The following is a 25,576-nucleotide window of genomic DNA, read 5'->3' as shown; positions in this document are numbered from 1 at the left end:
TCCTCCTTTCAGCGCCGCAGCCGCAGCGCGTTCAGCGTCACGGTGATCGAGCTGGACGACATTGCCAGCGCCGCGATCAGCGGGGTGGCGAACCCGGCGATGGCCACCGGCACCGCGACGATGTTGTAAAGGAACGAGATGCCGAAATTCTCGCGGATGCGGGCCGTCGCGCGCCGTGCCGTCACCACCGCATCGGCCACCGGCAGAAGGTTCTGGCCGGTCAGCACCATGTCGCTGGCCACCCGCGCCGCATCCAGCGCGGATGCGGGCGAGATCGAGGCATGGGCGCGCGCCAGCGCCGCCGTGTCGTTCAGCCCGTCGCCGACCATCAGCACCTGCGCGCCGTCATCGGCAAGCGAGCCGATGAAATCGGCCTTGCCCACCGGATCGGTTTCGGCGCGAAATTCGGCAATGCCCAGATGCGCGGCCAGATCCGCCACCGCCGCCTGCCGGTCGCCCGACAGCAGGATCACGCGATGCCCAAGGCGGCGCAGCTGCGCGACGCAGTCTTCGGCGCCGGGCCGCAGCCTGTCGGTGAAATTCAGCCGCACCGGCGCCTCGCCCGCCACCGCCAGCCATGTGGCGCTGCCCGGACGGGCGCGTTCGTCATCGCTGACCCCGATCCAGTCCGCCCGCCCAAGCCGCACCGGCCTGCCCTGCCACAGGGCCGACACGCCGTGACCCGGATCTTCGCGGTGGTCGGTCAGCGTGGCGGGAACCTCGTCCGACAGCGCACCGGCCAGCGCCTGCGACAGCGGATGCGCCGAACCCTGCGCCAGCGCCAGCGCGACCGGGCGCAGCCGGGGCGGCAACGCCTCGGGCGACAGCAGGCGTGGCTGGCCCATCGTCAGCGTGCCGGTCTTGTCGAACACCACCGTATCGATCTGGGCCAGACGTTCCAGCGCGGTGCCGTCCTTGATCAGCAGGCCGCGCCGGAACAGCCGGCCCGAGGCCGCGGTCACGACCGCCGGCACCGCCAGCCCCAGGGCGCAGGGGCAGGTGATGATCAGCACCGCCGCCGCGATATTGACCGCCAGCCGCAGATCCCGCGTCGCCCAGAACCAGCCCGCAAAGCTGAGCGCGGCCATGACATGCACCACCGGCGCATAGGCGCGCGAGGCGCGTTCGGCCAGTGAGGTATAGCGTCCGCGCGCCGATTCGGCCGCCTCGACCAGCGCGGTCAGGCGCGCAAGCGAACTGTCGCGACCGGCCGCCGTCACCCGCATGTCCAGCGGCCCGGTCAGATTGACCTCGCCCGCCGACAGGCCAAGGCCGGGACCTGCCGCGACGGGCAGCGTTTCGCCGGTCAGAAGGGCGCGGTCGATTTCGCTGTGCCCGGCGACGATCTCGCCATCGGCGGGGACGCGGCCGCCGGGCCGGACCCGGATCAGGTCGCCCGCACGCAGGCTGGCGACCGGAACCACCTGTTCCGCGCCGTCGCGCAGCAGCGTGGCGCGCGGCACCTCCAGCGCGGTCAGTTCGGCCGCGGCCGACCGTGCGATCGACCGGGTGCGATGATCCAGATAGCGCCCCACCAGCAGGAAGAAGGACAGCATCACCGCCGCATCGAAATAGGCGTGGTGCCCGGATTCCACGGTTTCATAAAGAGAGATGCCGGTGGCCAGAACCAGCGCCAGCGAAATCGGCACATCCATCCCCAGCCTGCCTGCGCGCAGCGCGGCGATGGCGCTGGAAAAGAACGGCTGGCCCGCGAAGACGATGGTCGGCACGGCGATGGCCGCGCTGATCCAGTGGAACAGGTCGCGGGTGGCATCCTCGGCCCCCGACCAGACCGCCACCGACAGGATCATGATGTTCATCATCGCGAACCCGGCGACGCCGATCCGCATCAGCAGATCGCGGCCCTGCCGGTCGGCGGTGCTGGTCGCCAGCGCCTCGGGGTCAAGCTCGTGCGCCTCGTATCCGATACCGTCCAGCACGGGGATCAGATCGTCCGCCGTCAGGCCCGGCGCATCGACGGTCACGCGGCGCAGGGTCAGGTTCACCCGCGCGTGGCGCACGCCCGGCAGGGCGGACAGGGTGCGTTCGACATCCGCGATACAGGCCGCGCAATGGGCCGTGGGCAGGGACAGGATCAGCGCGGCATCCGACGCGTCGGGCTGCGCGCGGTCGGCAAGGCGCTGCGCCAGCGGCGCGGCGTCGCAGGCCGGACAGGCACTGATCCTCGCGGCGCTGATCTGGTTCATCTATTTCACCGCTGCGCGCGCGAAATGGTCCAGCCGCTGCCGGAACTGGGTTCCGTCCGCGGCGGTGGCGAGCACGTGGATGTTCCAGGCCCCCGGTTCCAGCGTGACCGGCGCGCGGAACAGCCCGCCGGTATAGACGAATTCCGGCACGATATCGGCGCGCGTGTGGGTCGGGCGGCCGACCGTTGCCGACAGCGTTCGCACCCGCGCCGGCAGCCCGTCCCGGTCGCGGACCGCCAGGGTCAGTTCGCGCCCGTCATAGCCGGGGGTGACGGTCCAGCCCAGGGCGTCCTGCGCCGCGCGGTCGGCATCGAAGACCTGCGAGGCGACATAGGAATTGGGCACTTCCAGGCCGGGAAAACTGCCCACCGCCCGGACCGCCAGCACCAGGTTGACGCCGATGACGACCAGGAAGGCGGCGACGGTGATGATCAGGACGTGGCGGCCGGTCAGTTCTCGACGCATCATATTATTGGCTCCTTCCATGGAACACCGTCTCGACCGAGGTGCGGCCGTCTCCGCCCTGTTCCTGCACGACTAGGCGCAGCGGTGTGCTTTGGCTGCGGGTCAACGCGGACCCGGCAGGCGCGGTCAGATACAGCCGCGCGCTGAGCGTTTCGTCAGCCGGCACCTCGACAGTATCGCCGCTGGCGCCCTCGATGGAAAGCGTCAAATCCTGCGCCGCCGCGCCCTCGGCCTCGGCCGCGAAGACATAGCTGGTCGCGTCGTGCTGCTTGTTGCGCAGCCGGATCTCATAGGTGTTGCGGATCGCGCCGTCGGACATGGTCACGAACAGCGGATTGCGCACCGGCGAGACGTTCAGATCCACCGACGAGCGCAGGAACAGCGCCACCAGCAGCAGCACGCCGATCATCGACCACATGGTGAAATACATCAGCGTGCGGGGCCGCAGGATATGTTTCCAGACCGGCTTGGGCGCGGCACCGGCCCGTTCCGCCGATTCGTCCCGCAGCGCCATATAGTCGATCAGGCCGCGCGGCTTGCCGATGCGCGCCATGATCTCGTCGCAGGCGTCGATGCACAGCGCGCAGGTGATGCATTCCAGCTGCTGCCCGTCGCGGATGTCGATCCCCATCGGGCAGACATTCACGCAGGCCATGCAGTCGATGCAGTCGCCGCGATCCTCGCTTGCGGGGGCGGGCGTTTCCAGATGCGGCGCGCGCGCCACGGTCGCGTCGGGCGACGCGATCGCCGGATCGCCCACGACGCCGGCTGCGCCATGACCCTTGGGCTGGCGGCGGTCGTGTCCGGTCTTGCCCCGCGGCTCGCCCCGCCATTCCCGATAGGCGACCGTCAGCGTATCCTCGTCCATCATCGCGGCCTGGATGCGCGGCCAGGGACAGGCATAGATGCAGATCTGTTCGCGCGCGAAGCCGCCGAACAGGAAGGTGGTTCCGGTCAGCACGGCGATGGTCATATAGGCGATGGGATGCGCCTGACCGGTCACCAGATCGACCAGCAGCGTCGGCGCATCGGTGAAATAGAAGACCCAGGCACCCCCCGTCAGCAGCGCGATCAGCAGCCAGGTGGTGAACTTGATCGCGCGCAGGCGGATCTTCTGCGCGTTCCACGGCTGGCGGCGCAGGCGGATGCGGTTGTTGCGGTCGCCCTCGATCCAGCGTTCGACCAGGATGAACAGATCGGTCCAGACCGTCTGCGGACAGGTATAGCCGCACCACACCCGCCCCAGGGCCGAGGTGAACAGGAACAGCCCCAGCCCGGCCATCACCAACAGGCCGGCGACGAAATAGAATTCGTGCGGCCAGATCTCGATCCAGAAAAAGAAGAAGCGGCGATTGGCCAGATCGACCAGAACCGCCTGATCGGGCATGTTCGGGCCGCGATCCCACCGCAGCCACGGCGTGATGTAATAGATCGCCAGCGTGATCCCCATGATGATCCATTTGAGGTTGCGAAAGCGACCCTTGACCCGTTTGGGAAAGATCGGCTCGCGCGCGGCATAAAGGCTGGGTGGGTCCATCTGCGGGGTGGACATGGGCAATCGCTCCTGTTTCGCGCCCCTGCTGATAGGGCGGGATCGGCGTGGCGGCCTTGATATGGGTCAAACCGCGTCAGCGGTATATTCCGGATCGCGAATGCGGTAACCCGGACAGGTCGTCGCAGCCACGGCAAGGGGCGATGACATTTGCGCGAGGACGGCGTGCGGGCCGCGTCCGCAACGCCTGATCCGCCGTGTCTGCATCGAAAGCCCGGGCCGGCATCGAAGGTCCGGACCAAGAAGAGGAGCCGTTCGCGATGATACGCCGAAAACCGCTGCTGACGCTGGCCGTCCTGGCGCTGGCCCTGACCGGCTGCGCGGCCTATATCGACGAACGCGCCGAAACCCGCGCCGAGGCGGCCGAGAGACGCTATCCGCCGACGGGCCGGCTGTTGCAGATCGACGGCAAGACCGTGCACGCCCATGTCGAGGGTCAGGGCCCCGATCTGGTGCTGATCCACGGCGCAAGCGGGAACACGCGCGACTTCACCTTCGATCTGGTCGGGCGGTTGCGCGACGATTATCGCGTCATTGCGTTCGACCGTCCGGGCCTTGGCTGGACCGACCGGCTGGACACGGGCAACGACAGCCCGCTGGCGCAGGCCGATCTGCTGCGGCGCGCGGCGGACCGGCTTGGGGTCCGCGACCCGGTGGTTCTGGGCCACAGCTATGGCGGGGCGGTCGCGATGGCCTGGGCGTTGCAGGCGCCGGAGCGGACGGGGGCGATCGTGCTGCTTGCCGGCGCCACGCATCCCTGGCCGGACGATGTCAGCCTTGGCGCGTTCTATCCCTTCATCACCAGCCCCGTCGGGCGCGCGGCCGTGCCGCTGATTTCCGCATTCGCCCCCGAATCGCGCGTCGAACAGGCGCTTGCCGGGATATTTGCGCCCAATCCGGTCCCCGACGGCTACATGGATCATGTCGGCGCGGGGCTGACGCTGCGACGGGAAAGCTTTCTGGCCAATGCCCGGCAGGTGGACAATCTGAAACCCTATCTGGAACGGATGGCGCCGCGCTATGCATCGCTGGATCTGCCCATCGAGATCGTGCACGGGGCCCGTGACACGACCGTCGGGCTGGATTATCACTCGCGCAGGATGGCGCGGCTGCCGAACGCCGAACTGACGGTTCTGCCGCAGGTCGGTCACATGGTGCACCATGCCGCGCCGCAGGCCGTGCTGGCCGCGATCGACCGGGCGGCGCGTCGCGCGGGCCTGCGCTGACGCGGCATCGGCGCGCGCCGCAGGAACGGGCAATCGCCGGCGCGCATGCCGGCACGAAAAAGGATCGACCATGCTGACCATTCACGGCGTCACCCGATCCCGCGCGTCGCGAATCGTCTGGCTGTGCCACGAGATCGGGGTGCCGTTCCGGCAGGTCCCGGTGATCCAAGCCTATCGCCTGCCCGATCCCTTCGCGGCGGATGCGCCGCTGAACACCCGCTCACCCGCGTTCCTGAAGCTGTCGCCCGCAGGCGCCGTTCCGGTGATCGAGGATGACGGGCTGGTCCTGTCCGAATCGATGGCCTGCACGCTGTATCTTGCCCGCAAATACGGCCCGCCCTTCGGCCCGGCAAACCCGGCCGAGGACGGGCTGATGATGCAGTGGACCTTTCATGCCGTCGCGGGCATCGAAACCGATGCGCTGACGCTGCTGTTCCTGCACGGTTCCGGCAACACCCTGTCGGGCAGCGATGCCGCCGCCGTCGCGAACGCCGCCGAACGTCTGGTCCGCCCGCTGCGCGTGGTCGAGGATCATCTGGCGACCCACGGGCACCTGGTCGGCGGCCGCTTTACCGTGGCCGACATCAACATGGCCGAGGTGCTGCGCTATGCGCAGGGCTATCACCCGCTGATCGAACGGTTTCCCGCGATCCTTGCCTGGCTGGCGGACTGCCAGTCGCGCCCCGCCTTTCGCAAGATGTGGCAGGCAAGGCTGGCCGAGCCCGAATAGGCCAAAGCCCTACGCCCGTCGCGCAAGGGAATGTGTTGCGTGGCGCGGGCGCCACAACCCCTTGCCGGCACGGCCCGCCGCGTGAGATAGTCGGCCAAACCGATACAAGAAAACGAGCAGATCCGATGGCCGACGATCTTCTTTCCGCCGCCGATGCCGGCGTCGACAGCTATTCCGCCGCATCCATCGAGGTGCTGGAGGGGCTGGAGCCTGTGCGCAAGCGGCCCGGCATGTATATCGGCGGCACCGACGAACGCGCGCTGCATCATCTGGTGGCCGAGATCCTCGACAACTCGATGGACGAGGCGGTGGCCGGTCATGCCAGCCGGATCGAGGTGGAACTGCTGGCCGATTACAGCGTCGTCGTGCGCGACAACGGCCGCGGCATCCCCATCGACCCGCACCCGAAATTCCCCGCCAAGTCGGCGCTTGAGGTGATCCTGTGCACGCTGCATGCCGGCGGCAAGTTCTCGGGCGACGCCTATGCCACATCGGGCGGTCTGCACGGGGTGGGCGCGTCGGTCGTCAATGCGCTGTCGGACGTGATGGTGGTGCAGGTCGCGCGCAACAAGGAACTGTTCGAACAGCGTTTCTCGCGCGGGGTGCCCGAGGGACCGGCGGTCAGGATCGGCGCGGCCCCGAACCGTCGCGGCACGACCGTCACCTTCCACGCCGACGAAGAGATCTTCGGCCATCACCGCTTTCGGCCCGCGCGGCTGCTGAAGATGGTGAAATCCAAGGCCTATCTGTTCTCGGGCGTCGAGATCCGCTGGAAATCCGAGATCGACGACGGCGAGACGCCGACCGAGGCCGTTTTTCATTTTCCGGGCGGGCTGGCGGATTACCTGTCGGAAACGCTGGACGGCGCGACAGCCTATGCCGACCGCCCCTTTGCCGGCAGCGTCGATTTCAAGCGGTTCAACGTGCCGGGCAAGGTCGATTGGGCGATCAACTGGACACCCTCGCGCGACGGCTTCATCCAATCCTATTGCAACACGGTTCCCACGCCCGAGGGCGGCACGCACGAGGCCGGGTTCTGGGCCGCGATCCTGAAAGGCATCCGCGCCTATGGCGAACGGGTCAGCAACAAGAAGGCCGCCCAGATCACCCGCGACGATCTGCTGACCGGGGGTTGCGCGCTGGTCAGCTGCTTCATCCGCGAACCGGAATTCGTGGGCCAGACCAAGGACCGGCTGGCCACGGCCGAAGCCGCGCGCCTGGTCGAAAACGCCGTACGCGACCATTTCGACACCTGGCTTGCCGCCGACACCAAATCGGCGGGCGCGATCCTGGATTTTCTGGTGCTGCGCGCCGAGGAACGGCTGCGGCGCCGGCAGGAAAAGGAAACCGCCCGCAAATCCGCCACCAAGCGGCTGCGCCTGCCCGGCAAGCTGGTCGATTGCAGCGCCACCAATCGCGACGGGACCGAGCTGTTCATCGTCGAGGGCGACAGCGCGGGCGGATCGGCCAAGGCCGCGCGCGAACGCCAGACGCAGGCCCTGCTGCCCCTGCGCGGCAAGATCCTGAATGTGCTGGGCGCGGCCAGCTCCAAATTGGGCCAGAACCAGGAAATCAACGATCTGTGCCAGGCGCTTGGCGTGGGCATGGGATCGCGGTTCAACATCGACGATCTGCGCTATGACAAGATTATCATCATGACCGACGCGGATGTGGACGGCGCCCATATCGCCAGCCTGCTGATGACGTTCTTCTTCAGCCAGATGCGGCCGCTGATCGACAAGGGCCATCTGTATCTGGCCTGTCCGCCGCTGTATCGGCTGACGCAGGGCGCGCATCGCGTCTATGTCGCCGACGACGCCGAGAAAGAGCGGATGATGGCCAAGGGTCTGGGCGGCAAGGGAAAGATCGACGTCCAGCGATTCAAGGGTCTGGGCGAGATGGACGCCAAGGATCTGAAGGATACCACGATGAACCCGAAATCGCGCAAGCTGATCCGGGTCAGCATCGACGACGAGGAAGGCGGCGAAACCGGGGATCTGGTCGAACGGCTGATGGGCAAGAAGCCCGAATTGCGGTTCGAATACATCCAGGAGAACGCCCGCTTCGTGGAAGAGCTGGACGTCTAGACCGACCCGGCCGGCCTGCCCTGAACGCGCGCCGCGGCCTAGAACCGCATCCCGAAGCTGAACCCGATCTCGTCGGTGCCGATGCCGAAACTGGCACCGCCAAGGCTGAAACCGATCAGCGCGCCGCTCAGCGCCTGTTGCACGCTGTGCTGGCCCGCCTCCACGCGGCTGAGCGCGGTGGCGCCGGCCGCGCCATACAGGGCCGCGCCCGCCAGCCGATCATCCTGAAGACATTTGCCGGCCAGATCCGCCGCGCCGAACGCGGCCGAGGCGGCGTGCCCGGACGGAAACCCCCTGCCCTCGCCCGAGGGCCGGACCGAGACCGGATGCCCGTCCGTCAGCGTCTTCAGCCCCAGCACCAGCACCATGTGCACCGCCCCGCGCACGGCGAAATCCTCAAGCCGGTCGTCGCGTACGGCGCAGGTCGCGGCGGCCAGTGGAAGGGCGTATTTCATCGCGGTGCCGAAATCCTCGAACGGGTCGGCGGCGACGCTGCCGGCAAGTCCGCCGGCCAGCGCCATCGCGCCGGCCAGCCGCCCCGCGCTATTGCTGCATCTGCTGGACATATTCCATCAGCGCCACCAGCCGCGCCGGCGTGGCCGTCATGATCCCGTCGCCGCTGTCGTAAAGAACGGTCGGGCCGTCCAGCAGATCGCCGAATTGCGGCATCGGCGATTCGCTGCGACCGGGGGTGAAGCCATAGATATGGCTCATCACCCGCGCCTTGGGGAAATCGCCGTCATTGTCGCGCGCGATGCGGGTCACATCGACGGGCGCGGGCGTCATCCCTGCGGCCAGGGGACCGTTGCCCTTGCCTTCGGGGCCGTGGCAATCGGCGCACAGATTCATGTAATCGCCGCGCGCGGTGGCGATCTTCGCCTCGGGTGCGCAGGCGGCGATCAGCCCCAGAATCGCCACGCCGCCAAACCCTGCCCAAGTCAGTGCCTTCATCGCTGCCCCTTTGTATTCCGCGTTCTTTGGCCGGACTCTGCCCTGTCGGGGCCGGTCAGGCAACCTCTTCGTTCAGGCGAATGACCCGGTCCATCCGGCCGGCAAGCTGGTGGTTATGGGTGGCGATCAGGGCCGAAAGCCCGGTATCGCGCACCAAGGCCATCAGAAGGCCGAACACCCGGTCCGAGGTGGCCGGGTCCAGATTGCCCGTCGGCTCGTCCGCCAGCAGCAGCGAGGGGCGGTTGGCCAGCGCCCGGCAGAACGCGACGCGCTGCTGTTCGCCCCCCGACAACTCGGCCGGGCGGTGATCCGCGCGGGCTCCCAGCCCGACGCGGTCCAGCAGGTCGGCTGCGCGCGCCCGCGCATCGCGGGCGGGCACCGCGTTGGCCAGCTGCGGCAGCACGATATTCTCAAGCGCGCTGAATTCGGGCAGCAGGTGATGGAACTGATAGACGAATCCCAGATCGCGCCGCCGCGCCTCGGTCCGGGCCTTGTCGGGCAGGCCGGTCATGTCGCGCCCGTTCAGAACCACCCGCCCGGCATCGGGGGTATCCAGCAGCCCGGCGATATGCAGCAGCGTCGATTTGCCCGCCCCCGAGGGCGCGACCAGTGCCACCACCTCGCCGCGCGCCACGCTCAGGTCCAGCCCGTCCAGCACCCTGACCGGCGCCGGGCCGTTCCTGGCATAGGTCTTGCCGACCCCCTCAAGCCGCAGAACCTCATTCATAGCGCAGCGCCTCGACCGGGTTCATGCGCGCGGCGCGGCGCGCGGGGAAGATGGTGACGATGAAGGACAGCGTCAGCGACAATGCGACCGCGCGCAGGATGTCCCAGGCCCGCAATTCGGCCGGCAGGCGATAGATGCCGCGCACCTCGGGTTGCCATGCCCCGCCGCCGGTCAGCGCGTCGATGCCCGCCATGATGCCGTCCACGTTCAGGGCCAGCAGGACGCCCAGCACAACCCCGGCGATGGTGCCGATCACGCCGGTAAAGGCGCCGCACAGGAAGAACACCCGCAGCACCGCGCCTTCGGTCAGGCCCATCGTGCGCAGGATGCCGATGTCGCGGCCCTTGTTCTTGACCAGCATGATCAGCCCCGAGGTGATGTTCATCGACGCGATCAGCACCAGCACCGACAGGGTCACGAACATCACGTCATCCTCCATGTCCAGCGCCGACAGGAACGATCCCGACGCGTCGCGCCAGCTCCAGACCTGCGCGCCCTCGCCCGCCGCGCGCAGCAAGGGCAGCATCCAGTCATCGACCCGTTCGGGATCGTCCACGAACACCTCGATCTCGTCGGCCACGCCCTCGCGGTTGAAATAGCTTTGCGCCTCGGCCATCGGCATATAGATGCGCGTGCGGTCGATGTCATAGCGTCCGGCGCTGAAGACATAGACCACCTGATAGGCATTGACGCGCGGCGTGGTGCCGAAGGCGGTTCTTGCCCCCTCGGGCGCGATCAGGCGGACCCTGTCGCCGATCCCCAGGTTCAGTTCGCGCGCGATCCCCGATCCGATGGCAATGCCGCTCTCGAAATCATCGACATCGCCGGCCGAGGTTGCCGGGTCCACGATCCGCGGCATCGCCTTCAGATCGTCCAGCGTGACGCCGTACACCTCGGCCACGTTCGAGGCGTCGTTGGCCGACGCCATCACCTGACCGCGAATGACCGGCGCGGTCCGCACGACGCCGGGAATATCGGCCAGCGTGGCGGCCATGGCGTCGTAATCGCGAATCCGGCCCGGCACGACGTAGACATCGTCGGTAAACTCGTTCTCGACCCGCTCGGGCGCCATGTAGACCGTCGTATGGGCGTTCGCGCCCAGGATCGTATCCACGAACTCGGCCCGGAACCCCGCCCGCACGGCCAGCGTCGCGATCAGCGCCATCACCCCCAGGGCGATCCCGATCAGGCTGATCCAGGTCATCACGCTGACCCCGCCCTCGGTCCGGCGGGCGCGCAGATATCGCCACGCGATCATGAATTCATAGCGGGAAAACGGGGCGGGGCCGGACATGCGAAACGCCTTTGCAATTGCGCGCAGACCCTGACCGCGCGGCCCCGGAAATTCAAGCCGACAATGGCGTGAGCCGCGCCCGGCCGCGACGCGGCGGGTCAGAGGATATCGCGGGCTTTCGCGCACAGATCAGAGGATTCCCCTGTAAGCCGCGAAGGCTTTGGTGGAATCCTCTGGCGCGGTGGGGACAGTCTTCCCGCCAACAAGGAGGTGCGCGATGCTTGACGATCTGTCTTCCCGTCTCAGCGACAGAATTACCGATCCCGGTCTGCTGCCGGGCCGTGGCGATTTCGCCGGCGATGGCCGCCTGGCGGTCCGCGATCCGGCAACCGGCGATCTGGTGGCGCAGGTCGCCATCAGCGACGCGCCCGGCGCCCGCGCCGCCGTCGATGCCGCGCAGGCCGCGTTTCCGGCATGGTCCACCATGCTGCCGCAGCACCGCGCGCAGATCCTGCATCATTGGCACGCGCTGATCGTCGCCGCGAAAGAGGATCTGGCAAGGATCATGGTCGCCGAGCAGGGCAAGCCCATCGGCGAGGCGCGGGGCGAGATCGACTATGCCGCCAGCTTCGTCCAGTTCTACGCCGAAGAGGCGCTGCGCCCCAATATCGAGGGCGTCACCAGCCATCTGCCCGACGCCGAGATGGAGCTGTGGCGAGAGCCGGTGGGCGTCGCCGCGCTGATCACGCCGTGGAACTTTCCCTGCGCGATGATCACCCGCAAGGCGGCAGCGGCGCTTGGCGCGGGCTGCACCGTGGTCATCCATCCCTCGGCCGAAACGCCGCTGTCGGCCCTGGCGCTGGCCGTACTGGCGCGGCGCGCGGGCTTTCCCGACGGCGTCATCAACACGGTGATCGGCGATGCCGCCACCATCGTCGGCGAATGGACCGCCGACACGCGCGTGCGCGCCCTGTCCTTCACCGGCTCGACCGAGGTCGGGCGGCTGCTGTATCGTCAATCCGCCGACACAGTGAAGCGGCTGGTGATGGAATTGGGCGGCCACGCGCCCTTCATCGTGTTCGAGGATGCCGATCTGGACCGCGCCGTGGCCGAGGCGATCAAGGCCAAGTTCGCGACCTCGGGCCAGGATTGCCTGGGCGCCAACCGGCTTTACATCCACCGGCCGATCTATGACGAATTCTGCCGCAGGTTCACCGAGGCCACGGAACGGCTGACGCTTGGCCGCGGGATGGAGGACCCCGATCTGGGGCCGCTGATCCACGACCGCCAGATCGACAAGCAAAAGGCGCATGTCGAGGACGCGGTGGCCAGGGGCGCGCGCCTGCTGACCGGCGGCAGCGTGGACGAGGCGCAGGGGCCGCTGTTCTTCAAGCCGACCGTGCTGGCCGATGTGACCGACGATGCCGCGATCATGTCGCAGGAAACCTTTGGCCCCGTCGCCGCGATCAGCGTGTTCGACGACGAGGACGAGGTGTTCGCCCGCGCCAACGCAACCGAATACGGGCTGGTGGCCTATGTCCACAGCCTCGATCCGCGCCGGATCTACCGGGCGACGCGGGCGTTGCAATATGGCATGGTCGCGGTCAACCGCACCAAGGTGACGGGCGCGCCGATCCCCTTCGGGGGCATGAAACAATCCGGAATCGGTCGCGAAGGCGCCCGGCAGGGCCTCGAAGCCTTTACCGAGATCAAATATGTCTGCCGCGACTGGGCCTGAGACCGGGACGAAAGGAAAAGATATGCTGACAAATGACGAACTTGCGAAATGGGACCGCGAAAGCTTTTTCCATCCCTCGACGAATCTGGGCCAGTTCGCACGCGGCGAGGGTGCGCAACGTATCGTGACCGGCGGCGACGGGGTCTTCATCACCGACCGCGACGGCAACCGCCTGCTGGACGGGTTTGCCGGACTTTACTGCGTGAACGTGGGCTATGGTCGCAAGGAGATCGCGGACGCGATCGCCGAACAGGCGCATGAGCTGGCCTATTACCACGCCTATGCCGGCCACGGGTCCGAGGCCAACATCACCCTGGCCAAGATGGTCATGGACCGCGCGCCCGATCACATGGCGCGGGTCTATTTCGGGCTTGGCGGGTCGGATGCGAACGAGACCAACGTCAAGCTGGTCTGGTATTACAACAACATCCTGGGCCGCCCCGAGAAGAAGAAGATCATCAGCCGCTGGCGCGGCTATCACGGCAGCGGGCTGATGACCGGCAGCCTGACCGGGCTGGAACTGTTCCACAAGAAATTCGATCTGCCGCTGAGCCAGGTGATCCATACCGAGGCACCCTATTACTATCGCCGCCCGGACCTGAACATGTCCGAATCGGATTTCGTGGCCCATTGCGTGGCCAAGCTGGAGGATCTGATCGCGGCCGAGGGCGCCGACACCATCGCCGCCTTCATCGGCGAGCCGGTACTGGGCACGGGCGGCATCGTGCCGCCGCCGGCCGGATACTGGCTGGCGATCCAGAAGGTGCTGGACAAGCATGACATCCTGCTGATCGCGGACGAGGTCGTGACCGGCTTCGGCCGTCTGGGCAGCATGTTCGGCAGCGACCATTACGACATGAAGCCCGACCTGATCACCAGTGCGAAGGGCCTGACCTCGGCCTATGCGCCGCTGTCGGCCAGCATCGTCGGCCAGCGCATGTGGGACGTGCTGGTGAAGGGGTCGGACGAATACGGCGTTCTGGGCCATGGCTGGACCTATTCCGCCCATCCCATTGGCGCGGCGGCGGGCATCGCCAACCTGAAGCTGATCGACGATCTGGGTCTGGTGAAGAACGCGGGCGAAACCGGCGCCTATTTCTGGCAGTCCATGCGCGACGAGGTCGGCGGCCACCCAAATGTGGGCGAGGTTCGGGGCGAGGGGATGCTGTGCGCGGTCGAACTGGTCGCGGACAAGGACAAGCGGCAGTTCTTCGACGCCTCGGAAGGCAAGGGCGCCAAGGTCGTCGCCGCGATGCTGAAGCGCGGCGTCATCGCGCGGGCCATGCCGCAGGGCGATATCCTGGGCTTTGCGCCGCCGCTGTGCCTGACCCGGTCCGAGGCCGATCAGATCGTCTCGGTCACCAAGGACGCGATTGCCGAGGTGCTGGGCTAAGCCCGCCCACCTGGTGCGGCGTTTTCGTCCTGCATCGCGAGACCGGGGGCGGGCTTACGGGTCCGCCCCCTGCCATGTCGCCAGATCGTCGGCGCTGTCGATATCGCCAAGCCGGCCGGACGCATCGATCAGCGCGTCATCCGGCAGATCGCGGATCAGCGACCCGGCACCGCGATCCCCCGTCAGCGAGGTCAGACGATCCAGCCAGCCCGCCGGAAAACAGGCGGGCGGCATCGGCGGGCCGTGATCGCGGCTGGCAGAGGGTCGGTCGTCGGTCGCGGCTGCCAGTACGCGGCGCAGATGATCCGCGCCGACACCGGGCATGTCGCCCAAGACGATCAGCACCCGGTCGGGACGACCAAGCGCCATCAGCCCGGCGCGAAGACTGTCGGATTGCGCCGCGGATTGCAGATGCAGAACCTGAAATCCGTCCAGATGCGGCGTCAAGGCGGGATTGGCGATCACCGCAAGGCGGCGATCCAGCGGCGTCGCGCGCAGCGCATCGGCGGCATGGGCGATCAGGGGCCGCCCCCGCAGCGTCGCCAGCAACTTGTCGTCCGCCCCGAACCGGCGCGAGGCACCCGCCGCCAGCAAAAGCCCCGCGCGGATCATCCGAATGCCTTGTCATATTCGGCAAGGATCTCGGTCATGACCGAGGCGGCCAGCAGGCGCGGTTCGCGCACCGGCGCGACCACGCCGATGGGGCCGCGCAGGCGCGCCAGATCGCGGTCGGTCGCGCCCATCTCGCGCAGGGCGGCGATGCGGGCCTGCTGCGCGCGGCGCGAGCCCAACGCCCCGATATAGAAGGCAGACGATGCCAGCGCCGCGCGCAAGGGCGGCAATTCCCGGTCGTGATCGTGAAACAGCGTCACCACGGCGGTCTGGGCATCAACGGCAGGACCGCCCGCGCCCGCATGACAGGACAGCCCCAGACCGCGCGCGATCCCCGCCAGCGCATCGGCCTCATCGCCCTCGCCGTGGATGTGCAACGCGCAGGGCGGCGGCAGGGTCAGGGCGAAAGACGCGCCCTGCAAACCGGTGCCCGCGGCGTCGGCGCGGTTCGCGCGCCCGGTCGCAAGCTCGATCGTCCATCTGCCGGCGTTGCGCTGGCGGCGATCCGTGGCGATCGCGGTCAGCCAGTCGGGATCGGGATGGCGGATCAGCGCGATCTCGACCGTGCCGCCGCAGGGCAAGGGCAGGTCCACCGGCCCGCCCGCGCCATAGGTCAGCCGCGTCACCGGCGCAATCCGGTCGAGATGCGCGGCAATATCGGCGTCGATGCACCCCGCGCCCAGCCTGCCGATGCGAAAGCCATCCGGCCACAGCGCCATGGCCGCACCCGGACGGCGGGGAAACCCGCCCTCGGCGCGCAAAAGCAGGGCCAGCGCGCCGCCGGGTCGGGCGGCAAGCGCGGCGAACGGGTCGGCGATCATGCCGGACATGGCCGGAACGCCTCGTTCCAGCGCGCCGGATCGGGGCGATGCCGCGATCCGGGTTGCGCAGGGTCGCCGGGACCAGGGGAAAGAATGTGTCGTCTCATGGCAAGCGAACACCCCTTGTCGGCGCAGGTTCCGGGCCGCGTGTGCGGCCGCGAAACGGTCGCCGGGCCAAACGGCGAAAAGGCCGCAACCCGAAGGCGCGGCCCCGCAATCCGTCCGGCAGGCCAGATCCTACTTGATCTTGCCTTCCTTGTATTCGACATGCTGCCGCACGACCGGATCGTATTTGCGAACGGTCATCTTTTCGGTCATCGTCCGGGCGTTCTTCTTGGTCACATAGAAATGGCCGGTCCCGGCCGTCGAGTTCAGCCGGATCTTGATGGTCGTCGGCTTCGCCATGGTCTTCGCTCCTGCTTCGGGGCGTGCGCAACACGCGACCCCCCGTGGAATTCCTTAGAAGCCCGCTATTTAGACAGCGGGGCGATGGAGTCAACCGCGAATTCCCCGGAATACGGGCGAAAGCGGTTCTGCATGGCAGCCATGCAGCGATTGCGCGGAGGGCGTGTAAGCCGGATTCTGTTCCCCGACATTCTGCCGGGGCAATGACCATTCCTCTGGCCCGACCGTTACCGGCCGGATCAAGCTGCCTACCCGGACCTGCTGGGGCAAGGCGGCCCTGCGGGTGTCCCCGCGCGCGGTCCCTATTCGGCATTGCTCCCGGTGGGGCTTGCCATGCGGCGTCTGTTGCCAGCCGCCCGGTGGGCTTTTACCCCACCGTTTCACCCTTGCCGCTGCACGCAGCGGCGGTCTGTTCTCTGTGGCGCTGTCCCTGGGGTTGCCCCCGCCGGGCGTTACCCGGCACCGTCGCCTCATGGAGTCCGGACTTTCCTCGACGGGGCAAGCCCCGCCGCGGCCATCCGGCCCTCCGCGCAGACCGGATATGGCGTGCGCGGGGGGCGGGGTCAATGGGGGCGCTGCCCCCGTCGCGCCCAGGGGCGCGACTCCCCCGAGGTATTTGGAAAGAGTGCGAGGCGGATCAGCGCGCGTCGGCGGCGATTCGGACCACGGCGGCGGCGCGGCACCGGTCGGCGCGCTGTTCCGGCCCGCGCGCCCATGGGCGAAAGCGCAGCCGGAACGCGGCCAGGCGAATGGCCGGATCGGCGGGCGGATAGCCGATCCGGTCAAGGCTTTCGGCCAGCGGGCGGTCGGGGCCGTCCTGCACCGGCCACAGCGCCAGCCCCTGACGGGCCAGACGTTGCCAGTCGAAGCGCGGGCCGGGGTCGTTTTTGCGGCCGGGCGCCATGTCGGAATGGCCGATCACCCCGGCCGGGCCAATCCGCCAGCGCGCCATGGCGTCACCCAGAAGCCGGGCCAGCCCGTCCATCTGGGCGGCGGTGAAGGGGCGGTCGCCGGGATTGACGATCTCGATCCCGATGCTGCGGGAATTGACGTCCTCGCGCCCCTGCCAGGAACCTGCGCCGGCATGCCACGCCCGACGATCCTCGGGCACCAGCGCCTCGGGACGGCCATCCTCATCGACCAGCCAGTGCGCGCTGACCTGCGCCGCCGGATCGCACAGCCGTTCGCGCGCCGAGGCGGCGTCGATCATGCCGGTATAATGCAGCACGACCAGGTCGGGGCGCTGCCCGCGCCGGTCGCCGTGATTGGGACTTGGCCCGTCCGGCGTCAAAGCCGGGACTGGCGGAACGGCGCAGGGTCCCAGCCACAGACAAAGCCGTCGCCGTCGGGGTCCATGCCGCGCGGATCGCGCCCCGGCCCGCCCGCCGCCAGAAACGCGATCTGCGCGGCGTCGGGGTTGGCAAAGCCTGCACAGACGCGCGCGGCCTGCGCGGCCGACCCGCCAGCCCTTCGATAGATTGTCGTGCCGGGGGCATGATCGGCGGCGAACGCATAGCGCACCAGCACCGGAACCGAGCCGGGATAGGACCCGGTCGAGGTGGTCGGCAACGCCGTCCCCGGCACGACGCGCGCCGTCGCGGTTGCCGTTGCCGGCTGCGTCGTGACGATCCTGCGAACGCCCATCGTGGCCGGCACCGGCACCGGCGCCCGGCCGGCGATCTGTTCCGGCGTCGGCGCGTTGGCGGGCAGCGCGATGGGAATGGTCTGCGGCGCGTCGGCCCGCGTCATCAGCGCAACCTCTCGGCTGACCAGATACTGACCATAGCGCGAGGCGCCGAACTGGTAGTTCGGGTTCCAGCCCTGATGCTCGCCACAGCCGGCCAGCGCCAGCACCGAAATCACCAACCAGCCGCGCATCTTGCCTCCGCCATCTGTCCCGTTTCGATCCAGCCTACCACCAGCGATCGGGCTTGACCACAAATCCGGCAGCCTGTTCCAGCGCCAGCGCCTGATTCAGCAGATCGCCCTCCTGGAACGGGCGCCCGATCAGTTGCAGCCCCAGGGGCAGGCCTTGGCTGTCCTGACCGACCGGCACCGAAATGCCCGGCAGGCCGGCAAGGTTCAGCGTGACGGTGAAAACGTCCTGCAGATACATCGCGACGGGGTCGGACTGGTCCATCGTGCCCAGTGGGAAGGCGGCCGAGGGCGTCGTCGGCGTCAGGATCGCGTCGATCCCGTCGGCGTGGGCCGTATCGAAATCGCGCCGGATCAGGGCGCGCACCTTGCGGGCGCGGTTGTAATAGGCGTCATAGAAACCCGCCGACAGCACATAGGTGCCGATCATGATGCGGCGCTGCACCTCGGGGCCGAAGCCCTGGGCGCGGGTCTTTTCATACATCTCGACGATACCGTCGCCCTGTTCCAGCCTTGCGCGCCGGCCATAGCGGACGCCGTCATAGCGTGCCAGATTCGACGACGCCTCGGCCGGCGCGATCACGTAATAGGCGGGCAGCGCGTATTTGGTGTGCGGCAGGCTGATATCGACGATCTCGGCCCCGGCATCGCGCAGCATCTCGGCGCCCTTGTCCCACAGCGCGGCGATGTCGTCGGGCATCCCCTCGATCCGGTATTCGCGCGGGATGCCGATGCGCTTGCCGCGGATGTCGCCGGTCAGCAGCGATTCGTAATCCGGCACCGGCACATCCGCGCTGGTCGAATCCTGCGGATCGACCGAGGCCATGGCGCCCAGCATGATCGCCGCATCGCGCACCGTCCGGGTCATCGGCCCGGCCTGATCGAGGCTGGAGGCATAGGCGATCACCCCCCACCGGCTGACGCGGCCATAGGTCGGGCGCAGCCCCACCGTGCCGGTGAACGCCGCCGGCTGGCGGATCGAGCCGCCGGTATCGGTGCCGGTCGCGCCAAGGCACAGATCCGCCGCCACCGCCGCGGCCGAGCCGCCCGAGGACCCGCCGGGCGTCAGTTCCCGCCCGTCCGCGCCCTTCCACGGGTTCACGGCGCGGCCATAGCAGCTGGCCTCGTTGGTCGAGCCCATGGCGAATTCGTCCATGTTCAGCTTGCCCAGCATCACCGCGCCGGCATCCCACAGATTCTGCGTGACGGTCGATTCGTATTCCGGGGTAAAGCCTTCAAGGATGCGGCTGGCCGCCTGGCTGGGAACGCCGCGCACGCAGAACACATCCTTGATGCCCACCGGGATGCCGGTCATGGCCGTGGCGTCGCCCGATCTGATGCGCGCATCGGCGGCCCTGGCCATCTGCCGCGCCATGTCGGGCGTGTCATGGACGAACGCGTTCAGCGCGCCCGCCCCTGCGATTTCGTCAAGACAGGCGTCGGTCAACTCGACCGCGCTCAGATCGCCTTTGGCCAGCGCGTCGCGCGCCTGGGCGATGGTCAGCCGGTTCGGTCCGCTCATTCCACCACCTTCGGGACGGCAAAGAACCCCTCGCGCGCGTCGGGGGCGTTCGACAGGATATTGTCGGCCATGCCGCCGGTCGTCACCACGTCCTCGCGCCGCTTCAGCCGCATGGGCATCACGCCGGTCATCGGCTCGACGCCGTCGACATCGACCTCTTTCAGCTGTTCCATGAAGTGCAGGATGCCGCTGAGTTCGCGCGCCAGCGCCGGCAGCGCCTCATCCTCGACCGCGATGCGCGCCAGATGCGCGACCTTGCGGGCCTCGTCCTCGGTGATCGACATGGCTTTCCCTTTCGTTCAGCGGCGGTTTACAAGTCTGTGCGCAGGGCTGCAAGAAGCCCGCTTCGCCGCGTGGGAGCGTTGATGCAACCGGCCCTGTCGATCCTTCCCGTCATCGCGCTGGTGGCGTTCGGCCATCTGGCCCGCCGCGCGCGGCTGATCGCGCCGCAGAACTGGCCGGGGATCGAGCAGCTGGCGTTCAAGGTGCTGTTTCCGGCGATCCTGCTGACCTCGATCTATCGATCCGAGCTGACGATCGGGGCGCTTGGCCGGTATCTGCTGGCGCTGACGGTCGCGTTCGCGATCACCGGCGCGGTGGCGCTGGCGTTGCGGGTGCCGCTGCGGCTGGGAAATCCGCGCACCAGTTCGCTGTTCCAGGCGGCGCTGCGCTTCAATTCCTTGCTGATCCTGGCGGTGGCGGCGCAGGGGCTGGGTCCGCGCGCGCTGAGCGATCTGGCGGTGGCATTCGCGTTCCTGATCCCGGCGTTCAACATCTCGGCCATCGTGGCGCTGACGCTGTTTCCGGCCGAGGACGACGACCGCCTGCCGCCGACGCGCCGCCAGACCGCCCGCCGCATCGGCACCGAGATCATCCGCAACCCGCTGGTGCTGTCCTGCGTGGCCGGACTGGCGCTGAACCTGGGCGGTATCCGGCTTGAGCCGTGGATACTGGCGCCGCTGGACTGGCTGGGACAGGGCGCGCTGGCCGTCGGGCTTCTCAGCGTGGGCGCGGGCATCCAGATCCGCCGCCTGTGGCAAAGCGATCCGGCGATGTGGGCGGGCGTGGCCCTGCGCCTGCTGTTCTGCCCCTGCCTGTTTCTGGGCGCGGCGCTGTGGCTGGACCTGCCCGGCGGTCAGCTGTCGTCGGGCCTGCTGGCGACGGCCGCGCCCGGCGCCTCGGTCGGCTATATCCTGGCCCGCCAGATGGGCGGCGATGCGGAATTCTATGCCGACATGTTCACCTGGCAGACGGTGCTGTCGGCGCTGAGCCTGCCGCTGTGGCTGGTTCTGGCGGGCCATCTGGCCGGGTAACCGCGACGTCGCGACCGGCGGAAATATTTCACCCAGACGCCGCAAATTCCCCTTGCACCGGTCGGCCGGTTTGCCTAAACACCGCCCGACGCCGCCGGGACGCCCGGCCGCGACGCCAGAGTGGCCCGTTCGTCTATCGGTTAGGACGCCAGGTTTTCAACCTGGAAAGAGGGGTTCGATTCCCCTACGGGCTGCCACTTTCCCCGTCTTTTCCATGCTTTGCCGGATCACGTCCGTCAGCCCCGCAGATCATCCGTCCGCGCCTGTCACCCCCGCGTTCGTCAGCGTGCGGGCGTGGCGGCGGTGTCCAGCCAGATCGTGACCGGGCCGTCGTTCAGCAGCCGCACCTTCATGTCGGCGCCGAAGATGCCTGTTTCCACCGGAACGCCGTGGCTTGCTAAACTGCTAGCGAAATGCCGATACAGGTGCTGCCCCTGCTGCGGGTCGGCGGCCGCGGAAAAGCCGGGGCGATTGCCGCTGCGCGTGTCGGCGGCCAGCGTGAACTGGCTGACCACCAGTGCGCCGCCCGCGATGTCCAGAACCGACCGGTTCATCTTGCCGGCCTCGTCCTGAAAGATGCGCAGCCGGGCGATGCGGGCGGCCAGCCTGTCTGCCGTGGCCTCATCGTCGCTCCGCATGGCGCAGACAAGCACCAGAAGGCCCGGGCCGGTGCTGCCGACCACCCGGCCCTCGACCTCGACCGAGGCTTCGGTGACCCGCTGGATCAACGCTCTCATCGGCGCGACCATACCGCGAACAGCAGCATCCCCGCCACCATCGCCGCAAAGAAGATCAGGAACGGCCCGCCGCCAAAGGTCAGCGACGCCATCGCCGGGCCCGGACACAGCCCCGAGATCCCCCAGCCCAGCCCGAACAGGGCCGCCCCCGACAGCAGCCTTGCGTCGATCCGGGGCGATGGCGGCGGCGGCAAGCGGTCTTTGGTCAGTGCGGTCTGCCGGCGCGCGGCGATGCGCCACGCCACCAGCATCGGCAGGATCGCACCGGTCAGCACAAACCCAAGCGTCGGGTCCCAGTCGCCGAACACGTCCAGCCAGCCCTGCACCTTCGCCGGGTCCGTCATGCCCGAAACCAGCAGCCCGGCCCCGAACAGCGCACCGGCCAGCGCGGCCAAGGCCAGTCTTGTCATATCGTCCACCCAAGCGCGCGGGCGATGATGACCCCGACGCCCCCGGCCAGCAGATAGACCAGCGTGGCGACGATGCCGCGACGCGACAGGCGCGAGATGCCGCAGACGCCGTGACCGGACGTGCAGCCATTGCCCAGGCGTGTGCCGAACCCGACCAGCAGGCCGCCCAGGACGAGGACGGCGGTTCCCGCGACCGGCTGCGACCGCTGGCCCACCCCGGCCGCGACCAGCAGGCCGGGCAGCGCGATCAGGGCGATGATGAACGCCGCGCGCTCGGCCAGGTTCGTCCGGCCGCTGCCGTCGATCAGCCCGCCCAGAAGGCCGCTGGCCCCCATGATCCGCCCGTTGCCCAGAAGAAACAGCGCCGCGGCGGTTCCGATCATCAACCCGCCGATCAGTCCGGCGATCCAGTCAGGGTTCATCGCGTGCTCCGAATCTGTCGGGCCGGTATTACATTCAAGTCCCCGAATGTTTCAAGAGCCGGCGGACGAATCAGCGGCTCAGAAAGATGCCCAGCACGACCAGCATCAGCCCCACGGTCGAGGCGGCAAGCGCGCCCATGTTCACCGCCAGAACGCCGCGCATCCGGGCGCGCATCGCGTCGTCGTCCAACCCCGCGCGACGGGCGCGCGCGACGGTCACGATGCACCAGATCAGCGCGAACACCCCCGCCAGCGTCAGCGCGGCGCCTGCCCAGACGATGACCTCGAACATATCCATGCCGTTTCCTGCCCCCCGCGATCCGCATATGCCGCGTTTGCGGGCCTAGCGGCGATTGCACCCCGGAACAAGAGCGCCTAACAGTCTGATCCCGAAGCGTGGGCGGATCGAAACAGCCCTGCGGACAAGACCAAGGAAGGACGGAACCCGATGCAGGACGACCAGGCCTACGGCGTCGCCGCCGACGAACTGCGCCAGTTCATCGAACAGTTCGAGCAGCTTGAGGCGGAAAAGAAGGACATCGCCGAACGCCAGAAAGAGATCATGGCCGAGGCGAAGGCGCGCGGCTATGACACCAAGGTGATGAAGAAGATCGTCGCCCTGCGCAAACGCGACCGCGACGACGTGGCCGAGGAAGAGGCCATTCTTGAGATGTACAAGACCGCCCTGGGGATGGTCTGACGCGCATCTGCCGCCGGCCCCCGCCCCCGCATCGCGTCCGCCGGCGGATGCGGTGCGGACAGCCGGCGCTGACGCAAGGGCGGATGGGGAATTCGTCTTGACATATCGGACGGCCTGCCCCATCTGTGTCCAGTCGCCGCCCGCTGCCGCGTGAGCAGCCGCGAATTTCGCCAGACGGCGCGACACCCAATCCAGTTTCCCATTCACGCGGGGAGGCTTGCAGGCACCCTCGTATCACGCCTGCACCCCTGCTGATTGCCGCGCCCAAGGGTGTGGCCACCTGCCTTGCGTCCGATACGGGGGATGCAAGGACGAAAGTCATTTCATGGAACAGAAGAACAACCGCCGCCCGATCCGGGCCGGCAAGGGTCCGAACCGGGCTGCGGCCCATGCGGCCCCGAACGAAGGCCGCCGCGCACCGGCGCGCGAGCCGCTGCCGACCGGTCCCTTTGCCGATATGGGGATCGACCACCGCATCAACGCCAATATCGCCGCCATGGGCCTGACCCATCCCACGCCGATTCAGGCGCAGGGCATTCCCGCCGTGGTCGAAGGCCGCGACGTGCTGGGGCTGGCGCAGACCGGCACCGGCAAGACGGCGGCGTTCGGCCTGCCGATGCTGACCCGGCTGATCAAGTTCGGCAAGAAACCCGATCCCAAAACCTGCCGGGCGCTGATTCTGGCGCCGACGCGCGAACTGGCGACCCAGATCGCAGCCCATGTCGACGCCTATGCCGAAGGCACGCCGATCCGGGCGTTCCGCGTCGTCGGCGGCGCCTCGATCAACGTCCAGATCGAACGGATGTCGCGCGGCGTCGATGTGCTGATCGCCACGCCGGGCCGGCTGATGGACCTGATCGAACGTCGCGCCATCGACCTGTCGGCCACCACCTATCTGGTGCTCGACGAGGGCGACCAGATGCTGGATATCGGCTTCATCCACACGCTGCGCCGCATCGCGAAGATGCTGCCCCGGGAACGCCAGACGCTGCTGTTCTCGGCCACGATGCCGAAGCTGATGTCGGAACTGGCCGACACCTATCTGACCGATCCGGTCAAGGTCGCGGTGAACCCGCCGGGCAAGGCCGCCGACAAGATCGACCAAGGCGTTCATTTCGTGCCGCAGGGCGACAAGGCGACGTTGCTGGCCGAATATCTGGCCAAGCATCCGGGCGAATTGTCGATGGTCTTCGGCCGCACCAAGCATGGCTGCGAAAAACTGTCCAAGCTGCTGGAGAAATGGGGCTTTTCGGTCGCCGCGATCCACGGCAACAAGTCGCAGGGCCAGCGAGAGCGTGCACTGGCCGCCTTTCGCAAGGGCGACACCCAGGTTCTGGTGGCCACCGATGTGGCGGCCCGCGGCCTGGATATCCCCGAGGTCGCGCATGTCTATAACTACGACCTGCCGAACGTGCCGGAAAACTATGTCCACCGGATCGGCCGCACCGCGCGGGCCGGGCGGGACGGTCGCGCCGTGGCCTTCTGCGCCCCGGCCGAGATCGGCGAGTTGCGCGCCATCGAACGGGCGATGAAATCCTCTATTGCCGTGATCGGCGGAGAGGTGCCCGTCGGCGCGCCCCTCGCCGGCCGCGCGCCGCGCGGTCGCGGCAAGCCGGTGGATGCCGCCGCGCACAAGCGCCCGTCGCGCCGCCCCTCGCGCCGGCCCAGAAGCCAGCAGGCCCACGGCTGAGGCGACACACCCTTCGGGAACAGGAAAAGGTCGCAGGATTCCGGTCCTGCGGCCTTTTTTACGCCAAACGCCGTCCGCGTCGCCTTGCGTCACCGTCAGGCCGACCGCGACCCCGTCGCGCGATGCAGGAACACCAGATTCAGCGTCACGACCATCGCGCAGGCGATCAGCCCCAGCCCGCGTTCATAAAGCCCGTCGATCCCGTCCGGCAGGAAAAAGAACACCGGCGCGGCCAGCCCCCACAGGGTCGCCAGCCCGATCAGCACCGTCGCGGACCGGCGGTGATGCCGCCACAGGCCCCGCAGCATGCACAGCGGCGTGGCCAGAAAGAACAGCCCCAGCCCATAGACCAGCTTGGTGTGGATCACGACGCCGTCGCTGTCGCGGTCGCCATATTCGTTGCGCGCCCCCACGACGATGACGATTCCCGCAAGGATCGCCAGCGACAGGATGCCCGCCGACCACTCGACACCGCCCAGATGCGCATGTGCCGCCGCCAGTGCGGTGGCCAGCAACCCGGCGGCAAAGCCATACAGGGCGATGTCCATGATCAGTTCCGATCTGCCGGCGGCAAGATCGCTGATCGTGTCCGCGATCCAGTGATAATCGGGCACGAAGAACGGCGCGATCAGCGTGCCAAGGATCAGCGCGGCGCAGCCCGCCATGCCCAGCACCGCCATCACGACCAGAAAGCCGCTGCGTTCGCCGGTCATGTTCGATCCATCGTTTTCGGCCATCAAAGCCCCTCTGTCCCCGCAT

The 25,576-nt window shown here is 68.2% G+C and carries 27 protein-coding genes, 1 tRNA gene and 1 other RNA gene; 9 read left to right on the top strand and 20 right to left on the bottom strand.

Features of this window, described 5'->3' with window-relative positions; translation table 11 throughout:
- Positions 1-8 precede the first annotated feature (8 nt).
- The 3 genes from JHW45_RS04450 to ccoG are packed head-to-tail and all read right to left on the bottom strand — an operon-like array spanning position 9 to position 4,224.
- Entirely contained in the window at positions 9-2,207 is a 2,199-nt protein-coding gene (locus JHW45_RS04450; RefSeq protein WP_272859742.1) for a heavy metal translocating P-type ATPase, read from the bottom strand.
- Positions 2,208-2,675 carry a FixH family protein gene (locus tag JHW45_RS04445; protein ID WP_336385803.1) on the bottom strand — a complete coding sequence of 156 codons (468 nt, stop codon included), beginning with the start codon at positions 2,673-2,675 and terminating at the stop codon, positions 2,208-2,210.
- Between the two features lies 1 nt (position 2,676).
- On the bottom strand, positions 2,677-4,224 hold the full coding sequence (gene ccoG, locus JHW45_RS04440; RefSeq protein WP_272859741.1) for a cytochrome c oxidase accessory protein CcoG: 1,548 nt from the start codon (positions 4,222-4,224) through the stop codon (positions 2,677-2,679).
- A gap of 260 nt (positions 4,225-4,484) precedes the next feature.
- Between ccoG and JHW45_RS04435 the strand changes: the two genes are divergently transcribed.
- The 3 genes from JHW45_RS04435 (at position 4,485) to parE (ending at position 8,267) form a co-directional block, all read left to right on the top strand.
- Entirely contained in the window at positions 4,485-5,450 is a 966-nt protein-coding gene (locus JHW45_RS04435) for an alpha/beta fold hydrolase (RefSeq protein ID WP_272859740.1), read from the top strand.
- A gap of 70 nt (positions 5,451-5,520) precedes the next feature.
- Entirely contained in the window at positions 5,521-6,180 is a 660-nt protein-coding gene (locus tag JHW45_RS04430) for a glutathione S-transferase family protein (RefSeq protein WP_272859739.1), read from the top strand.
- 125 nt (positions 6,181-6,305) lie between these two features.
- Positions 6,306-8,267: a DNA topoisomerase IV subunit B gene (parE, locus tag JHW45_RS04425; RefSeq protein WP_272859738.1), complete on the top strand. Its 1,962-nt coding sequence runs from the start codon at positions 6,306-6,308 to the stop codon at positions 8,265-8,267.
- A 38-nt stretch (positions 8,268-8,305) separates the two neighbouring features.
- On the opposite strand, the gene JHW45_RS04420 is transcribed toward parE, so the two are convergent.
- The 4 genes from JHW45_RS04420 to JHW45_RS04405 are packed head-to-tail and all read right to left on the bottom strand — an operon-like array spanning position 8,306 to position 11,239.
- Positions 8,306-8,833: a phosphatase PAP2 family protein gene (locus tag JHW45_RS04420; protein WP_272859737.1), complete on the bottom strand. Its 528-nt coding sequence runs from the start codon at positions 8,831-8,833 to the stop codon at positions 8,306-8,308.
- Positions 8,811-9,218: a c-type cytochrome gene (locus JHW45_RS04415; protein WP_272859736.1), complete on the bottom strand. Its 408-nt coding sequence runs from the start codon at positions 9,216-9,218 to the stop codon at positions 8,811-8,813. The genes JHW45_RS04420 and JHW45_RS04415 overlap by 23 nt, the downstream gene beginning before the upstream one ends.
- 55 nt (positions 9,219-9,273) lie before the next feature.
- The gene (locus JHW45_RS04410; RefSeq protein WP_272859735.1) at positions 9,274-9,945 is read right to left on the bottom strand and encodes an ABC transporter ATP-binding protein; all 672 of its coding nucleotides are present in this window, start codon (positions 9,943-9,945) and stop codon (positions 9,274-9,276) included.
- Positions 9,938-11,239, bottom strand: coding sequence for a lipoprotein-releasing ABC transporter permease subunit (locus tag JHW45_RS04405; RefSeq protein ID WP_272859734.1), 1,302 nt, complete (start codon positions 11,237-11,239; stop codon positions 9,938-9,940). The genes JHW45_RS04410 and JHW45_RS04405 overlap by 8 nt, the downstream gene beginning before the upstream one ends.
- A gap of 217 nt (positions 11,240-11,456) precedes the next feature.
- On the opposite strand from JHW45_RS04405, the gene JHW45_RS04400 reads away from it, so the two are divergent.
- Both JHW45_RS04400 and JHW45_RS04395 read left to right on the top strand, forming a co-directional pair.
- On the top strand, positions 11,457-12,917 hold the full coding sequence (locus JHW45_RS04400; protein ID WP_272859733.1) for an NAD-dependent succinate-semialdehyde dehydrogenase: 1,461 nt from the start codon (positions 11,457-11,459) through the stop codon (positions 12,915-12,917).
- A 22-nt stretch (positions 12,918-12,939) separates the two neighbouring features.
- On the top strand, positions 12,940-14,310 hold the full coding sequence (locus JHW45_RS04395) for an aspartate aminotransferase family protein (RefSeq protein WP_272859732.1): 1,371 nt from the start codon (positions 12,940-12,942) through the stop codon (positions 14,308-14,310).
- Between the two features lie 54 nt (positions 14,311-14,364).
- Here the strand turns inward: JHW45_RS04395 and JHW45_RS04390 are convergent, their stop codons facing one another.
- The 8 genes from JHW45_RS04390 to gatC all read right to left on the bottom strand — a co-directional run bounded on the left by JHW45_RS04390 (position 14,365) and on the right by gatC (position 19,829).
- Positions 14,365-14,922, bottom strand: a complete 558-nt coding sequence (locus tag JHW45_RS04390; RefSeq protein WP_272859731.1) for a nucleotidyltransferase family protein — start codon at positions 14,920-14,922, stop codon at positions 14,365-14,367.
- Complete coding sequence (locus JHW45_RS04385) at positions 14,919-15,752, bottom strand: XdhC family protein (protein ID WP_272859730.1); 834 nt, start codon at positions 15,750-15,752, stop codon at positions 14,919-14,921. The genes JHW45_RS04390 and JHW45_RS04385 overlap by 4 nt, the downstream gene beginning before the upstream one ends.
- Positions 15,753-15,980: 228 nt before the next feature.
- A complete protein-coding gene (gene rpmG, locus JHW45_RS04380; RefSeq protein WP_022707377.1) occupies positions 15,981-16,148 on the bottom strand; it encodes a 50S ribosomal protein L33 in 168 nt (55 codons plus the stop codon).
- 150 nt (positions 16,149-16,298) lie between these two features.
- Positions 16,299-16,678, bottom strand: an RNA gene (gene rnpB, locus JHW45_RS04375) — RNase P RNA component class A.
- Between the two features lie 107 nt (positions 16,679-16,785).
- The gene (locus tag JHW45_RS04370) at positions 16,786-17,376 is read right to left on the bottom strand and encodes an N-acetylmuramoyl-L-alanine amidase (protein ID WP_473087554.1); all 591 of its coding nucleotides are present in this window, start codon (positions 17,374-17,376) and stop codon (positions 16,786-16,788) included.
- A gap of 59 nt (positions 17,377-17,435) precedes the next feature.
- Positions 17,436-18,026: a hypothetical protein gene (locus tag JHW45_RS04365; RefSeq protein WP_272859729.1), complete on the bottom strand. Its 591-nt coding sequence runs from the start codon at positions 18,024-18,026 to the stop codon at positions 17,436-17,438.
- A 34-nt stretch (positions 18,027-18,060) separates the two neighbouring features.
- Positions 18,061-19,545, bottom strand: a complete 1,485-nt coding sequence (gene gatA / locus JHW45_RS04360) for an Asp-tRNA(Asn)/Glu-tRNA(Gln) amidotransferase subunit GatA (protein WP_272859728.1) — start codon at positions 19,543-19,545, stop codon at positions 18,061-18,063.
- Positions 19,542-19,829, bottom strand: coding sequence for an Asp-tRNA(Asn)/Glu-tRNA(Gln) amidotransferase subunit GatC (gatC, locus tag JHW45_RS04355; protein ID WP_272859727.1), 288 nt, complete (start codon positions 19,827-19,829; stop codon positions 19,542-19,544). The genes gatA and gatC overlap by 4 nt, the downstream gene beginning before the upstream one ends.
- A gap of 81 nt (positions 19,830-19,910) precedes the next feature.
- Here gatC and JHW45_RS04350 point away from each other — a divergent pair, with 81 nt between their 5' ends.
- Together JHW45_RS04350 and JHW45_RS04345 are read left to right on the top strand one after the other, a co-directional pair.
- Complete coding sequence (locus tag JHW45_RS04350) at positions 19,911-20,858, top strand: AEC family transporter (protein WP_272859726.1); 948 nt, start codon at positions 19,911-19,913, stop codon at positions 20,856-20,858.
- A gap of 122 nt (positions 20,859-20,980) precedes the next feature.
- Positions 20,981-21,055: transfer RNA gene (locus tag JHW45_RS04345), tRNA-Glu, on the top strand.
- Between the two features lie 84 nt (positions 21,056-21,139).
- Here JHW45_RS04345 and dtd read toward each other — a convergent pair.
- The 4 genes from dtd to JHW45_RS04325 form a co-directional block, all read right to left on the bottom strand.
- Complete coding sequence (gene dtd, locus JHW45_RS04340; RefSeq protein WP_272859725.1) at positions 21,140-21,595, bottom strand: D-aminoacyl-tRNA deacylase; 456 nt, start codon at positions 21,593-21,595, stop codon at positions 21,140-21,142.
- Positions 21,592-22,005, bottom strand: a complete 414-nt coding sequence (locus JHW45_RS04335; protein WP_272859724.1) for a DUF6691 family protein — start codon at positions 22,003-22,005, stop codon at positions 21,592-21,594. The genes dtd and JHW45_RS04335 overlap by 4 nt, the downstream gene beginning before the upstream one ends.
- Complete coding sequence (locus tag JHW45_RS04330; RefSeq protein ID WP_272859723.1) at positions 22,002-22,427, bottom strand: YeeE/YedE family protein; 426 nt, start codon at positions 22,425-22,427, stop codon at positions 22,002-22,004. Before JHW45_RS04330 ends, JHW45_RS04335 begins: the two co-directional genes overlap by 4 nt.
- 70 nt (positions 22,428-22,497) lie before the next feature.
- Complete coding sequence (locus JHW45_RS04325) at positions 22,498-22,725, bottom strand: hypothetical protein (protein WP_336385802.1); 228 nt, start codon at positions 22,723-22,725, stop codon at positions 22,498-22,500.
- A gap of 150 nt (positions 22,726-22,875) precedes the next feature.
- Between JHW45_RS04325 and JHW45_RS04320 the strand changes: the two genes are divergently transcribed.
- On the top strand, positions 22,876-23,127 hold the full coding sequence (locus JHW45_RS04320) for a DUF2312 domain-containing protein (RefSeq protein ID WP_272859722.1): 252 nt from the start codon (positions 22,876-22,878) through the stop codon (positions 23,125-23,127).
- Between the two features lie 457 nt (positions 23,128-23,584).
- Complete coding sequence (locus tag JHW45_RS04315) at positions 23,585-24,817, top strand: DEAD/DEAH box helicase (protein ID WP_272860532.1); 1,233 nt, start codon at positions 23,585-23,587, stop codon at positions 24,815-24,817.
- A 95-nt stretch (positions 24,818-24,912) separates the two neighbouring features.
- Here the strand turns inward: JHW45_RS04315 and JHW45_RS04310 are convergent, their stop codons facing one another.
- Positions 24,913-25,554 carry a DUF998 domain-containing protein gene (locus JHW45_RS04310; RefSeq protein ID WP_272859721.1) on the bottom strand — a complete coding sequence of 214 codons (642 nt, stop codon included), beginning with the start codon at positions 25,552-25,554 and terminating at the stop codon, positions 24,913-24,915.
- Between the last annotated feature and the right edge of the window lie 22 nt (positions 25,555-25,576).

The sequence above is a fragment of the Paracoccus stylophorae genome (genome assembly GCF_028553765.1).
Taxonomy (GTDB): domain Bacteria; phylum Pseudomonadota; class Alphaproteobacteria; order Rhodobacterales; family Rhodobacteraceae; genus Paracoccus; species Paracoccus stylophorae.
This window is presented reverse-complemented; position numbering and strand designations above follow the sequence as displayed.

Coding starts and splice junctions, on each gene's coding strand:
- JHW45_RS04450 (WP_272859742.1), bottom strand. CDS start 2,207: ATGAACCAGATCAGCGCCGCGAGGATCAGTGCCTGTCCGGCCTGCGAC.
- JHW45_RS04445 (WP_336385803.1), bottom strand. CDS start 2,675: ATGATGCGTCGAGAACTGACCGGCCGCCACGTCCTGATCATCACCGTC.
- ccoG (WP_272859741.1), bottom strand. CDS start 4,224: ATGTCCACCCCGCAGATGGACCCACCCAGCCTTTATGCCGCGCGCGAG.
- JHW45_RS04435 (WP_272859740.1), top strand. CDS start 4,485: ATGATACGCCGAAAACCGCTGCTGACGCTGGCCGTCCTGGCGCTGGCC.
- JHW45_RS04430 (WP_272859739.1), top strand. CDS start 5,521: ATGCTGACCATTCACGGCGTCACCCGATCCCGCGCGTCGCGAATCGTC.
- parE (WP_272859738.1), top strand. CDS start 6,306: ATGGCCGACGATCTTCTTTCCGCCGCCGATGCCGGCGTCGACAGCTAT.
- JHW45_RS04420 (WP_272859737.1), bottom strand. CDS start 8,833: ATGTCCAGCAGATGCAGCAATAGCGCGGGGCGGCTGGCCGGCGCGATG.
- JHW45_RS04415 (WP_272859736.1), bottom strand. CDS start 9,218: ATGAAGGCACTGACTTGGGCAGGGTTTGGCGGCGTGGCGATTCTGGGG.
- JHW45_RS04410 (WP_272859735.1), bottom strand. CDS start 9,945: ATGAATGAGGTTCTGCGGCTTGAGGGGGTCGGCAAGACCTATGCCAGG.
- JHW45_RS04405 (WP_272859734.1), bottom strand. CDS start 11,239: ATGTCCGGCCCCGCCCCGTTTTCCCGCTATGAATTCATGATCGCGTGG.
- JHW45_RS04400 (WP_272859733.1), top strand. CDS start 11,457: ATGCTTGACGATCTGTCTTCCCGTCTCAGCGACAGAATTACCGATCCC.
- JHW45_RS04395 (WP_272859732.1), top strand. CDS start 12,940: ATGCTGACAAATGACGAACTTGCGAAATGGGACCGCGAAAGCTTTTTC.
- JHW45_RS04390 (WP_272859731.1), bottom strand. CDS start 14,922: ATGATCCGCGCGGGGCTTTTGCTGGCGGCGGGTGCCTCGCGCCGGTTC.
- JHW45_RS04385 (WP_272859730.1), bottom strand. CDS start 15,752: ATGTCCGGCATGATCGCCGACCCGTTCGCCGCGCTTGCCGCCCGACCC.
- rpmG (WP_022707377.1), bottom strand. CDS start 16,148: ATGGCGAAGCCGACGACCATCAAGATCCGGCTGAACTCGACGGCCGGG.
- JHW45_RS04365 (WP_272859729.1), bottom strand. CDS start 18,026: ATGCGCGGCTGGTTGGTGATTTCGGTGCTGGCGCTGGCCGGCTGTGGC.
- gatA (WP_272859728.1), bottom strand. CDS start 19,545: ATGAGCGGACCGAACCGGCTGACCATCGCCCAGGCGCGCGACGCGCTG.
- gatC (WP_272859727.1), bottom strand. CDS start 19,829: ATGTCGATCACCGAGGACGAGGCCCGCAAGGTCGCGCATCTGGCGCGC.
- JHW45_RS04350 (WP_272859726.1), top strand. CDS start 19,911: ATGCAACCGGCCCTGTCGATCCTTCCCGTCATCGCGCTGGTGGCGTTC.
- dtd (WP_272859725.1), bottom strand. CDS start 21,595: ATGAGAGCGTTGATCCAGCGGGTCACCGAAGCCTCGGTCGAGGTCGAG.
- JHW45_RS04335 (WP_272859724.1), bottom strand. CDS start 22,005: ATGACAAGACTGGCCTTGGCCGCGCTGGCCGGTGCGCTGTTCGGGGCC.
- JHW45_RS04330 (WP_272859723.1), bottom strand. CDS start 22,427: ATGAACCCTGACTGGATCGCCGGACTGATCGGCGGGTTGATGATCGGA.
- JHW45_RS04325 (WP_336385802.1), bottom strand. CDS start 22,725: ATGGATATGTTCGAGGTCATCGTCTGGGCAGGCGCCGCGCTGACGCTG.
- JHW45_RS04320 (WP_272859722.1), top strand. CDS start 22,876: ATGCAGGACGACCAGGCCTACGGCGTCGCCGCCGACGAACTGCGCCAG.
- JHW45_RS04315 (WP_272860532.1), top strand. CDS start 23,585: ATGGGGATCGACCACCGCATCAACGCCAATATCGCCGCCATGGGCCTG.
- JHW45_RS04310 (WP_272859721.1), bottom strand. CDS start 25,554: ATGGCCGAAAACGATGGATCGAACATGACCGGCGAACGCAGCGGCTTT.